The following is a 12,491-nucleotide window of genomic DNA, read 5'->3' on the forward strand; positions in this document are numbered from 1 at the left end:
AAGAGGCTGCGCCCTAAACGTAGCTATGCCGCAGGCTTTACGATAACGATAACGCTCAGTACAAGTCAGTCTAACGCTGCCTACCCCACAAGATACGTATTCAGATCATGGCAGAAGAGAGTTTGCTTTTTCGTGTCATTTTGTAACTCTAATGCCTGTTGAAAATATTTTTTCTAGGAAGCGATCGCTTATTTGAACATAAATTTGGCTTATTATAATAAGAGTAATTACTTTATTAGATAAATCTTTTGTTTCGGCTATATATTTCTAGCTCTTGCTAATGGTAATTAATAGCTTTTTATTTTTCGTTTAATTGCGTATGCTGTTCTACAATATGTTGTGTTGACTCGTGTCAAACTAAGCAAATTTGCTTATTTACCAACAGTTATGCTTGAAAACTATTGCCTCATCGTCTTTAAACATTAACCGCAAAAAAGTTTATGAACACCGAGCAAGACAATGGAAATCCGATTAAAAAAGCTATAGAATCCCCGGTGGCAAAGTTAAAAGCTAAGAAAAAGACCGCGAAAAAATTCAGAAAACACACAACTGAAGGTGAAGGAAGTTCTAAACTATCCAGTCGGCTCTACGAAAAAAAAATAGCCAAGCTGCAATTAGAATTGGTGAAAATGCAGTATTGGGTGAAGTTTACAGGTGCCCGCATCGTAATTCTTTTTGAAGGACGGGATGCCGCAGGTAAGGGAGGTACAATTAAACGGATTGCGGAGCCATTGAATCCGCGTGGCAGCCGGATCGTCGCTTTAGGCACGCCCAGCGATCGCGAAAAGACCCAATGGTATTTCCAACGCTATGTGGCTCATCTGCCAGCTGCGGGTGAAATTGTTTTGTTTGACCGCAGCTGGTATAACCGGGCTGGGGTAGAACATGTGATGGGTTTTTGCACAGAAGAACAGTACAAGAATTTTATCCAAGATTGTCCAGAATTTGAACGGATGTTGGTGCGTGAGGGCATCATTCTACTGAAGTATTGGTTTTCTGTCAGCGATGATGAGCAAGAACGGCGCTTTCAATCCCGAACCACTGATCCAGCACGGCGGTGGAAGCTGAGTCCGATGGATCTCGAATCGCGCGATCGCTGGGTGGAATACTCTAAAGCCAAGGATGTCATGTTTGCCCACACGAATATTCCTGAAGCACCCTGGTTCACCGTCGAAGCAGACGACAAAAAACGTGCTCGCCTGAATTGTATTTACCACATCCTCAGCAAAATTCCCTACGTGGATATGACCCCCCAAGCTCTAGAACTGTCCCCCAGGAAGCCTGCTGATAGCTATGTCAGACCACCCCTGAATGAACAGTTCTTTGTACCACAGATTTATTAGGTGAACGCTATGGGGGTAAGTTTCTGCGAGATGGAAACCCCTAAATAATCCTTGATAACGTACCTGTAATTTATAGCCAATACTTTCAACTGCTGTGACAATCAGGAAACAGTAACCAAGTACGAGAAACTAACAGATGTTGAGAGATTTCAGCAGTAATCTAAAATATCAATTTGATAGCCTGCTATATTCCTAATGTATGTGTTTTTTACCACCGAGTTGCAGTTAATTATGCTCAGGGAGATTGACAAAAATATTTGGGTTGCTGAACAACCATTGAGATATTTTGGACTTAGCGTAGGCACAAGAATGACAGTTATTAGCCTTGCAAATAGTGAACTGGTCGTTATCTCTCCAATCCAGGTTGATCAGGCAACCATCGATCAACTGAATAAAATTGGAAATGTGAGGCATATTGTGGCACCTAATCTTTATCACTATCTGTTCGCCTCCAAATTCAAGCATTTTTACCCAAAAGCGACGTTTTGGGCTGCACCTGGACTAAATTCAAAAAAGCCTGAACTTCCAATTGATCAAATCATCAAAGCAGATGAAAATAATTTTTTGGATGAAATTCAATATTTGTTATTTGATGGTTTTAGAACCTTCGGTTTAAGTGGGCCTGATTTTCTGAATGAATGTGTTTTCTTTCATTCAGAAAGTCGGACTTTAGTCTTAACAGATACTGCTTATCATTTTGATGAAAGCTTTCCACTAATAACACAATTAGCGGCTAGGGTAATTGGGACATATAAAACCCTTAGTCCGTCTTGGCTAGAGCGATTATCTACACAAGAAAAAGAAAAGGTAAGGCAATCAGTTAAAAATATACTCGCTTGGGACTTCGAGCGAGTTATTGTGGCTCATGGTAGCATCATTGAAAACAATGGTAAGCAAAAATTTAGGGAAGGATATGAATGGTTTTTAGGACTCTCCTTAAACGTCGCATAACTTATCAGAACATTGCTAATCACTCTATCCATTTCACCCAATCGGGTGCTGATGCGATCACAGACTAGTGATGAGGGGCTATTTTTATAACCAAGATACAAAATATTTTCAAGTCGCAGCCCCCGCCCTGCGATCGCAAAACGAATTATGACCGCAGTGCAGACACTCCCAATGGGCCACGAGTTACGCCCAATTGATTTTGCAGCTTCAACTCGCGCCAGAGTTGGGAACCTGTAATTTCACCTTGCACTAGTTGACGATAGCGATGTATTATTTTAGTCACTTGGTCTGGTGTCTCATTCACGAACTCGATGCGAAAGTGACGTAATCCTAGTTCTATGAGGCGCTGTACGTACTCTGCTCCAGTTTGAGCAGTGCCGTTAAATACAGTGTTGCGGCAACCTACATCTGCTTTAAGAACGTGTTCGCTGCCTACACGGTCTTTTAATTTCACTTCCTGCTTTTCACAAGGTCGTCCACAGTTGGTATGGTCTGTACCCGTCGATAGAAAGGCACAAAATACACAATGCTCCATGTGGAACATCGGTATATGTTGATGGATTGTCACCTCAAACCACTGGGGTGGACAACTGGTGAGCAGGTCTTGCAGTTGGGTAATATTCAGGTCATAGGATGCCGTCAGCCGTTCTAAACCAAAGCGTTGCTGAAAGTAGTCTGCTGTTAAGGCATTAGCAACGTTGAGCGAAAAATCTCCGATACAACGGTCTTGGGCAAAAAATTGCAGTTGATCATAGTTCCGCACCAGATAGCCATCTGCTTCACAGGCACGTACTTGCTGCAAAATCCAGTTTTCTCCAGGTTTGGTAATTCGGGGTGGTGCAACCCAGATGGTGGGGAGTGGGGATTGTTGCCCTTGTTGGCGTACTAGCTGCACGGCTTCTCGGTAGGCGCGGGGGTCTTCAAATTCACAGTACAGTGTTTCAATACCAGCTTTGAGAGCAGCTTGGAGTTGCTTGAGGTTTCGTACCAAGACTATGAGTGCAGGAGATGTAGCTTTAGCTTCCCGCAGGGTAGGTGATGAGGGTAATGAAGAGGGGAGCAAGTCTTGGAAAGAGACATCAGAACGTAATTGCCAGCGTTTGGGTTGACTTCGCAATTCTTCCAACTGCGTCACAATTTCCCGCCGCATCCGGTTTAACTCACTTACGGGCAGCATAATAGCACCACTGAGGTGGTTGGTTAGCGTTCCCAAACAGAAAGGTGTGTTACCGAGACGACCGAATTGTTCTTGTAAACGGTCTGTATCTAGGGGTTTGGTATGGGCTTCAACTAGTGAAATTGCAGACTCCACTTGTACAATATTACCGAGTTGATCACGAGCGATCGCAATCAATGCCTGACCAACTTCTCCATAAACCTCCAAGTCAATCGGACGCTGAAATTGGGGATTATCGCCTGCAAAACTCTGACGTAGTTGCTTATCTAATTCTGGATCACTGGTTTTCCAAATGCGATCGCCTATATGCACTCGGCGCAGGTTCAAGTCATTTCGACCAAAGGACAGCATGGTTTCATTACCTTTGGATACCACAGCATAAACCCGGCCGCCTTCTTCCTTCGCCTCTGGATGACCGCAGTCAAACACAATTCCATCCCCTGGTTTTACAGGCGCTTCCAGTTTGACTGTTACCTGTTCGTTGTGAATGCGGCTGACTTCACCCAAATAAACCCCACGTTTTTTACCAAAGCGGGCGTGAACTAGTTCCTGATTATTAATCCCGCCAAACCAGCCTGTGTAAAGTCCGCGAGAAAATGCCATTTCTAGGTTGTAATGTTCTTGATCTGTTTGACCTCTCCCCCAGCCCCTCTCCGAAACGGAGAGGGGAGTTTTTATTCCCCCTTCCCTTGTAGGGAAGGGGGTTAGGGGGTTAGGTTTTTCCAATTCCTCCATCACCCCGTCCAGGGCTTGGCGATAAACACGGGTGACATTAGCAACATACTCTGGGGCTTTCAAACGGCCTTCAATTTTGAGACAAGTTACTCCTGATTTCACCAAGTCAGGCAAAACATCTAATCCCGCTAAGTCTTGAGGACTGAGTAAATATTTGCGTTCTTTTAAATTTACAACTTGCCCATCAGCGATTAGATCGTAGGGCATCCGACAAGCTTGGGCACATTCACCTCGATTGGCAGAACGTCCGCCTAAAGCCTCACTAGTCAAACACTGACCGGAATATGCCACACACAAAGCACCGTGAACAAAGACTTCCAAAGGCAGCGAAGTTTCCTGTAGGGCAATCTGCTGCTGAATTTTATTGATTTCTTTTAGAGAACATTCACGCGCCAGCACCACTAATTGACAGCCGAGAGATTTAGCAAATTCCACCCCAGCCGCACTGGTGATGGTCATTTGCGTGGAAGCATGAATAGGAAAATCAGGGGAAAGGTGGCGGATGAGACGGCATATACCAATATCTTGGACAATTACCGCATCCACACCTGCGGCAATAATTGTGCGGAGATATTGCTCTGCTTCTGCTAGTTCTTTGGGAAATATTAGTGTATTGACAGTGACATAACCTTTTACGCCGCGCTGATGCAGAAATGTCATCAATTGAGGTAAGTCCGCCTCAGTAAAATTTTCTGCCCGCATTCTGGCGTTGAAGCGATCCAAACCGAAGTAAATCGCATCTGCCCCATTTTCCACAGCAGCTTTAGCACATTCCCAATTACCTGCTGGCGCGAGTAGTTCGGGACGTTGAAGGGAGAGTTGTGAAAGGGAGCGATCGCTTTTCATTAGACTTAGGGTTAAGTAGCACCATAGTGATTTTATCTAAGTTGGTGGGGAAATGAGGGAAAGGGTGCGATCGCTTTTTGAAAATAGCAAAATACTTATAAGTTGTAGAGATTTTTAAACCATATTAAAAATGTCTGCGCTTTTGGATGTTGAGGATTCAGAATTTCATACTTTATGGCTTGATGCAGTTGTCTTCCTGGTTCTTCTTGCCATGCTAGCCAAGTGTAAATTTTAGCTTTATCAAGATAAGAATCTTTGAACGATGCTCCTTTGCTTTTTGCTTCTTGCGCTACTTCCTGAGCATATTGCCAAATAGTTTCGCTTTCATCTCTAATCATGTAAGCTAAAAAGCTCTCTAACATACCTCTCATTTGGTTATCTGGCATAATCCAGATACCAAACTTAATTCCATTTTTTGTAACGTGAATAAGTCCTGTCTCTGATATTGCTTCAGGAATGTCGGGGATACTTGGCAAACAAGCATTTCTTATGCTTGTCCAACGTGTAGGTAAATCTTCATCTGCGTCTATTATCACGCCTAAATGGGTAAGTCCTGATGCTTGTAATTCAGTAGAGATAAGGTTTGCATCAATGTTTTCGTAACCTCCACAATCTTGTATTGATACAATTGCTTCCCTTTTATTCTCACCCCAACGAATTCCATTTTTTTCTATTAATTCTGGTATAACTCGTAAATCGTCTTGTCCTTCTACTAACAGTTTCTTGGGTTCATAACCTTTTGCCATTACTAACGTACCTCAATTTCTCTTTCAGCAGCAATGACAATTTGAGGTTCAGTGAAGACTACACTTGTTTCTTTACCTTTTTCAATTCTGTGAATTCTAATACCATCCTCAGTGGCATCTTCCTGCTCTGCAATACTAGCTAAACTTGTCCAACAATCACTATTGTGTGTAGTTGCAAAAACTTGTACATTTAATCTTTTGGCTGTTTCCCAAATCAGTTTCCACATATCAGACATCGCCGTAAAATGGAGTCCGGTATCAATCTCATCAACGAATAAGTATCCGTCTTTAGCACATACTATCGCCAGTGCAAGTCCTAATATACGCCAAATACCATCACCCATACTTCCAATTGGTACACGCTGATTACTGTCAGAAAGTAGCACAAAGAAACCACCCCGTGAATCTAAGGAATACCTAGACTTTCGAGAACTAACTGGAGCAATCCGTTGAATTTTAGAGTCTATTCTATGAAGTGCCTGCTCTACAAGTTTTTCTTCAGGCGTTAGTACTATCTGATCAAATAGTTCAATCATCTTCTCAGTTCCTAAAGAAGATGATGTTATAAATTGTATTTTTGGTGATGAATTTTTAGGTTCTCTACGCAATTGACGAGGATAATCCTCTACAGGAAGTCCGCCATTAGCCGATAGCGGTAGTCTCCAAGGCTTTTCTTCTCGCCCATAATTCCACTTAATATTGAAATCTAGTTCTCTTAATGCATCGGGGACTTCATCATATAAAAACTCAGCCGATGAGTTAAGTGGTTCTTTTGAAGAAATTTTGCGTTCTTCTATTGATACAATAAGCTCCTCTTGAATATTGCTATTAGTACCTGTTATTGAAAATTTGCTCCCCAGTTCAATCTCGTGACCATAAAAAAGGTGACGAACATCAAGGTCTTGAGATTGACCTAACCTTAATCTACGTTCACTACGCTCATCATCAAAAAAATATTCACTCCGGTTAGTCATTGTCTGACGTAGTGGCTCAAGATTATTCCGTGAGCATAAAAGTTGAATAGCTTCTAGTATTGATGTTTTACCGATATTGTTTTTACCAACGAGCAGGTTGACTCTACCAAGCTGCTGAAGCTCGAAATATTGGAAACTACGGAAATTCTCTATTTTTATCGTCTTCAACATAATTTTGCTAGCCGGAGACAACAAAGAGGTAATGACTGATATTAGTATAAGCAGACTTGATACTTTTCACTCTAGCAAAAAAAACAATTGCTCAACTCCATCAACTCGCTCCCCTTATCCCAATCCCTCAACATCAACAATTTCGCCTTCCAACTCAACAGGCTCAAACTTCACCTTGTTGTATAAATCTTGTAAAGAAATCTCAAATGGTACAGTTACAAGTGCGATCGCTTCATCTTCTTCATCGTATTCACGAAGCGTCCATTGCTTTTTCCCAATTTTGGAAAATTGCTCTACATGAATCCGAGTTTGGTCAATTAATAGATATTCTTGAAACGTAGAAATAGTTCGGTAAGCCTGAAATTTATCTTCGCGATCGTAGTTTTTAGTAGATTTAGACAAAACCTCAACAATAACTTGGGGATTTGTAATAATATCTGTACGGTTGTTGAAAAACTCTGGTTCACCTGCTATTACTGTCACATCTGGATACGTGTAGATACGCTTTTGGTGTATCCACAGACGCATATCGCTATTAAACACTTCGTATTCTTGTTGTCTGAACGCGAAGTTTAACACAGCATATAAATTACCAGCGATACGATTGTGATTTATTGTTCCACCCGCCATAGGAATTATTTGTCCGTCAATGTATTCACTTTTGTAGTCAGCAGCTTCTTCTAACTCTAAATATTCCTCTGGGGTATAGTATCGCTGTTTTGTTATTTGCATAATTTTATCAGGTAGCAATGTTTAACGATACGGAGCGTCTAGTGACCCATATTTACTGAACAGTTTAACGTGGTTAGATAGAGATGTTATGTGCTTTGTACAAAGTGAGCGTAGGCGCAGCCCAACCTAGGCATCGCTATCTCAATTCACAAAATAGCTCACATACTATTGATAACCTGCTGCTTGTAACAGAAACAACTTGGCATAACGTCCTCCTAGCTGTAACAACTCTTCGTGAGTTCCCTGTTCTATAACTTCGCCGTTTTCTATAACCACGATTTTGTCAGCCATCCGTACCGTTGAGAAGCGATGGGAAATCAAAAGTACCATCTGATTTTGAGTAATAGCGCGAAAATGATTAAAAATCTCAAACTCAGCTTGGGCATCTATTGCTGATGTTGGTTCATCTAACACCAAGATATCTGCTTGCGATCGCATAAATGCACGAGACAAGGCAATTTTCTGCCACTGTCCCCCAGAAAGTTCCTGTCCTCCCTTAAACCAACGACCAAGTTGAGTCTGGAAGCTTTGGGGTAATTGGTCGATAAAAGATTGGGCCATGCCTTTTTCAGCAGCAGTTTGCCAACGGGTTTTGTTTTCGAGATGTTCTACATCGCCCACGCCAATATTCTCACCCACAGTAAATTGATAGCGGACAAAGTTCTGAAAAATCACCCCAATGCGACGCCGCAGCACATCCACATCCCATTCCTGCAAGTCCAAACCATCTAAGAAAATTCGCCCAGAGTCCGGTGTGTAGAGTCGGGTAAGTAGTTTGATTAAGGTAGTCTTACCGGAACCGTTTTCACCCACAATTGCCAGTTTCTCTCTGGGTTTCAAATGTAGCGAAATGTTTGTCAACGCTGGTTTGGAACTTCCTGGATAAGTAAAAGATACGTTCTCGAAACGAATACCATCTTGGGGATTTAAACCAATGGTTGCCTTACCCCAAGACTTTGGTACTTCCTCTTCGAGAAAATCGTAGAGATTTGATAGATATAGGTTGTCCTCATACATCCCTCCAATAGAAGTGAGAGCATTGGAGAAAGTAGACTGTCCTTGGCGAAACACAGTGAGATACATTGTCATATCTCCCAAGGAAATCCTACCTAGCACTGTTTCCAGCACAATCCAAGCATAAGCTAGGTAAAAAGCACCAGTACTGACTAAACTAAAGAGATATCCCCACAGTCCTCGCCGGAGAGTCAAATCGCGGTCTTCGCCATAGAGTTGATCAAACAGGTTGCGGTAACGTCCTAGCAACATCTCTCCCAATTGGTAGAGTTTGACTTCTGTGACAAAATCTTCTCTTGCTAGCAGATTTTCTAAATAGTGCTGTTGACGAGTTTCTGCTGCACGCCAACTAAATAAGCGAAAGCCTTCCCCAGCAAACTTTGTTTCTGCAATAAATACAGGTATGGCAGCCAAAATCAGTACTACCACCGCCCAAACCGAGAAATTTACTAGCAAAATACCGTAGGTGAACAGAGAAAGAGCATTTTGTACTAAACCAAAGGTGCGGTTTACTAGGGAAAGGGGACGAACTGATGCTTCTCGTCGGGCATTGGTCAATTTGTCATAAAATTCTGAGTCTTCAAACTGCCTAAGATCCAGTGTCAGCGCCTTTTCTAAGATGAGTACATTCACCCGTTGACCCATTAGCGCCCGCAATAACGATTGACAAATGATGATTCCTCGCTGACTACCTGCTAGTAGAATTACAGCGATCGCTTCTAATCCTACATAAAATAGGGAGGGATAAATATTGACAAAACTATTGTTTTGTGAATTAACTTGAGAGGCAAATACCACTGCATCAACAATTAACTTACTGATGTAGGATATCGCCGCCGGTAAAAGACCAGCCACTAAAGTTAAACTAGCCAAAAAAATAGTAAGCGATCGGCTAGTAGTCCATACTAGGCTTACAGCCCGTCCACTGTAGCGGAAAACCGTCAGTGATTGGTGTAAGATATTTCTTTTTTTTTAATTTTCATGTTTTTTCCGCAAGGTACCTCAGGTGCAGCGGATCTTCCTGACTCTATTTAATCTTTATAAATTTTACATTTTTATCCCCACAATCTCCTACCTGCTTTCCCACTTAATTTTTGGTGAGCATCTTTCAATAAAGCTGGAATATCTAACTTTTCTGGACAACGAGGCAAACAGTCACCGCATTCTGTACAGCGGTTACCTTTCATTCCAGGGAACCAGTGGCCGGCATTTTCAAACATTCCGTAACGATATTGCCCATAGTCTTTCATGTCGTATGCCACTGTGAGATTTCGTAACCGCAATACCTCTGGAATATTGATATTTTCTGGACAGGGCAAACAAGCATAACACTGACTACAATTATCAGTTTCCAAAGCAAGTTTTTGGTGATGTTCTAATTGCTGGAAAGCAGAAATTTCTGCTGATGTTAACTCTCCACCATCGTCGGCGAATTGCAACGGTTCCATTAATTCATCTGGGTTTGCTGACCCTATACTCAACGTAGTAATACGGTTATCACTAAGTAAAAATCGATAATTTAGTTCTAGGGGTGAATACGGCTTACACAAGTCTTTTAGGATTTGGGGTGGCGTGTAGAGACGTCCTCCCTTGTCAGCAGGGGAAATAATGAAAACGCCCATGTCCTTCTCGGCAGCTAGCTGAATCGCTGGGGCGTGCCGTTGGAAAAAATAGTAATAATGCAGATTGACAAATTCAAATAAATCTGTATTAATTGCTGCCTGAATTAGCTCTAATGACCCGTGGGTAGAAAAACCAACGTGTCGCACTCGACCATCGGCGACAGCTTCCTCCACGGCCTGCATACAGCCATTTTTGGCTTGCACCCACTCCAAATGTTGCCAAGTGTTCAAGCCATGAACGCCTAAGCAATCTAAATAATCTAGCTGTAATCGTTCTAGGGATTCGTCGATGCACCGACGCATGGTGTCAGCATCTGCTGTGGCTGAGATTTTAGTAGTGACATAAAGCCTCGTCCGGGGTACTGATAACCCAGCTTTTAGCGCCCTACCAAGATACTCCTCACTGTTGCCATAACCTCTGGCGGTTTCTAGATGATTAATTCCTAGCGCTAAGGCTTGTTCGATGGTCTGGTGAGCATTTTCAACAGAAGCCAAGTAGCGCATTGTCCCCAAAGAAAAAACCGAGAGGTGCAGATTCGTTTTCCCAAAGCGTCGGTATTGCATCTTTAAAAAGAGTTATGAGTTAACAGTTAAGAGTTAGGAGTTGAAGCAAGTAACTCCTAACTCCTAACTCCTAACTCATAACTTTTCTAGCTGTCACCATTACCAAAGCGCTTAATCAAATCTTCAGGACGGAGATTGGAAATAAATTCACGGAAGGCTTGCTGTTCGGCTTCATCTGCATCGCGATCAACGGGGATAGAAGCATCAGCAATCACTTCTTCCATTACCCAGATGGGGGTATTTGTACGGAGAGCAATGGCGATCGCATCGCTAGGACGCGCATCAATTTCTTTTTTGACCTCGCCTTGCTGGACAATTAAGGCTGCATAAAATGTATCCTTTTGCAGGGAATGAATAATTACCTTTTCTAGACTCATGTTCCAAGCCTCTAGAATATTTACAATCAGGTCGTGAGTTAAGGGTCTGGGAGGCTTCTGATTCTCCAGCGCACCCATAATTGCCCTAGCCTGTTCCTGACCAATGTAAATTGGCAAAGCCCGCCGATCTGAAGAATCTTTCAAAAGCACAATCGGGCTGCGGGTTATGGCATCTAATGCTATGCCAGCGACTTTCATTTCAATCATTGGCTAGGCCTCTACAATGCTTTGAGAACCTTGGATGCTGTGTAACAAATAGTACCCCTTTTGGAGTGGTTTGGCGACAGTAATAAACATAAGCATTCGTTCTCTATAATTGCTTCTATTAAACTCCGAACTTGTGGTGAAAACCAGAGTAAGTCAAATTGGTCTTCTTAGACAATAACCTTCTTACCCAAGTATGCCTTGTGAAGGATGCTAATGTGTTAATATCCCTATAATAAAAAAAGTCAGAAAATATACTTGGATGTTCGAAATTTCTGTGACAATTACCAATTGATTTCAGCCAAAATTAGGCAATAAATAGAGTTAGTTTGACAAAAAAGCCGTGTTTACAGGATTAATTCAGGCATTAGGAACGATGGAACCCTTAGGGGGCGATTCTTGGCAAATTACTTGCAAAAGCCAGTCCGGTGAAGTAATTATGCAAGATTTAGCTTATGGTGACAGTGTTGCTGTAGATGGTGTTTGCCTGACAGTGGAAAAAGTTTTAAAAGATGGGTTTATTGCCACTGCTTCACCGGAAACTTTACGCCGCACAACGTTGGGAGGTGAGCAAACTCAACAGAGATATGTCAATTTAGAAGCGTCGCTAAAGGTGGGCAGCAAAGTTGGCGGTCATTTTGTGATGGGTCATGTAGATGGCATCGGTCGATTGCTAGTGGCAGAACAAACGGCTAGTTCTTGGGAAATGACCTTTATTGCTTCCGTTGCGATCGCACGTTACATTGTCCCCAAAGGTAGCATAGCCGTCAATGGCATTAGCCTCACAGTAGCGACATATGAACCAGAACTCTCCCAATTCAAAGTGGCGGTAATTCCCCTCACCTATGCCGAGACAAATCTTCGCTATTTGGTTCCTGGAAGTTTGGTAAATCTAGAAGGGGATATTCTCGGCAAATACGTCGAAAAATTCCTTTACTCTGGTAATCCACACACCAGAACCACTGATGAAACTAGTATGGATGGCATTACACCCGCATTCTTAGCAGAACACGGGTATTTGTAACTAAAAGAGTT

10 protein-coding genes are annotated in these 12,491 nt (G+C 42.4%); 3 read left to right on the forward strand and 7 right to left on the reverse strand.

All coding sequences use genetic code 11. The features are described 5' to 3' along the window. Positions 1-440: 440 nt before the first annotated feature. Together ppk2 and F8R90_RS01345 are read left to right on the forward strand one after the other, a co-directional pair. Entirely contained in the window at positions 441-1,343 is a 903-nt protein-coding gene (ppk2, locus tag F8R90_RS01340) for a polyphosphate kinase 2 (protein WP_196508918.1), read from the forward strand. A gap of 195 nt (positions 1,344-1,538) precedes the next feature. After that, on the forward strand, positions 1,539-2,294 hold the full coding sequence (locus F8R90_RS01345) for a DUF4336 domain-containing protein (protein ID WP_230966029.1): 756 nt from the start codon (positions 1,539-1,541) through the stop codon (positions 2,292-2,294). Between the two features lie 145 nt (positions 2,295-2,439). Here F8R90_RS01345 and F8R90_RS01350 read toward each other — a convergent pair whose 3' ends face one another. The 7 genes from F8R90_RS01350 to F8R90_RS01380 form a co-directional block, all read right to left on the reverse strand. Then, the gene (locus F8R90_RS01350) at positions 2,440-5,052 is read right to left on the reverse strand and encodes a U32 family peptidase (RefSeq protein WP_196508920.1); all 2,613 of its coding nucleotides are present in this window, start codon (positions 5,050-5,052) and stop codon (positions 2,440-2,442) included. A 95-nt stretch (positions 5,053-5,147) separates the two neighbouring features. Further along, positions 5,148-5,798, reverse strand: coding sequence for a DUF3226 domain-containing protein (locus F8R90_RS01355; RefSeq protein ID WP_069072845.1), 651 nt, complete (start codon positions 5,796-5,798; stop codon positions 5,148-5,150). A gap of 2 nt (positions 5,799-5,800) precedes the next feature. Further along, positions 5,801-6,943, reverse strand: coding sequence for an AAA family ATPase (locus F8R90_RS01360; protein ID WP_196508922.1), 1,143 nt, complete (start codon positions 6,941-6,943; stop codon positions 5,801-5,803). A 114-nt stretch (positions 6,944-7,057) separates the two neighbouring features. Next, a complete protein-coding gene (locus tag F8R90_RS01365) occupies positions 7,058-7,675 on the reverse strand; it encodes a Uma2 family endonuclease (RefSeq protein WP_196508924.1) in 618 nt (205 codons plus the stop codon). A 165-nt stretch (positions 7,676-7,840) separates the two neighbouring features. After that, positions 7,841-9,649, reverse strand: coding sequence for an ABC transporter ATP-binding protein (locus F8R90_RS01370; protein WP_196509031.1), 1,809 nt, complete (start codon positions 9,647-9,649; stop codon positions 7,841-7,843). 95 nt (positions 9,650-9,744) lie between these two features. Then, positions 9,745-10,875, reverse strand: a complete 1,131-nt coding sequence (locus F8R90_RS01375) for an aldo/keto reductase (protein WP_196508926.1) — start codon at positions 10,873-10,875, stop codon at positions 9,745-9,747. Between the two features lie 86 nt (positions 10,876-10,961). Further along, entirely contained in the window at positions 10,962-11,459 is a 498-nt protein-coding gene (locus tag F8R90_RS01380) for a bifunctional nuclease family protein (RefSeq protein ID WP_196508928.1), read from the reverse strand. A gap of 340 nt (positions 11,460-11,799) precedes the next feature. On the opposite strand from F8R90_RS01380, the gene F8R90_RS01385 reads away from it, so the two are divergent. Next, positions 11,800-12,480: a riboflavin synthase gene (locus F8R90_RS01385; RefSeq protein ID WP_196508930.1), complete on the forward strand. Its 681-nt coding sequence runs from the start codon at positions 11,800-11,802 to the stop codon at positions 12,478-12,480. The last annotated feature ends 11 nt before the right edge of the window (positions 12,481-12,491 follow it).

The organism is Nostoc sp. NZL (assembly GCF_015714705.1).
Lineage (GTDB): Bacteria > Cyanobacteriota > Cyanobacteriia > Cyanobacteriales > Nostocaceae > Nostoc > Nostoc foliaceum_A.

Coding starts and splice junctions, on each gene's coding strand:
- ppk2 (WP_196508918.1), top strand. CDS start 441: ATGAACACCGAGCAAGACAATGGAAATCCGATTAAAAAAGCTATAGAA.
- F8R90_RS01345 (WP_230966029.1), top strand. CDS start 1,539: ATGTATGTGTTTTTTACCACCGAGTTGCAGTTAATTATGCTCAGGGAG.
- F8R90_RS01350 (WP_196508920.1), bottom strand. CDS start 5,052: ATGAAAAGCGATCGCTCCCTTTCACAACTCTCCCTTCAACGTCCCGAA.
- F8R90_RS01355 (WP_069072845.1), bottom strand. CDS start 5,798: ATGGCAAAAGGTTATGAACCCAAGAAACTGTTAGTAGAAGGACAAGAC.
- F8R90_RS01360 (WP_196508922.1), bottom strand. CDS start 6,943: ATGTTGAAGACGATAAAAATAGAGAATTTCCGTAGTTTCCAATATTTC.
- F8R90_RS01365 (WP_196508924.1), bottom strand. CDS start 7,675: ATGCAAATAACAAAACAGCGATACTATACCCCAGAGGAATATTTAGAG.
- F8R90_RS01375 (WP_196508926.1), bottom strand. CDS start 10,875: ATGCAATACCGACGCTTTGGGAAAACGAATCTGCACCTCTCGGTTTTT.
- F8R90_RS01380 (WP_196508928.1), bottom strand. CDS start 11,459: ATGATTGAAATGAAAGTCGCTGGCATAGCATTAGATGCCATAACCCGC.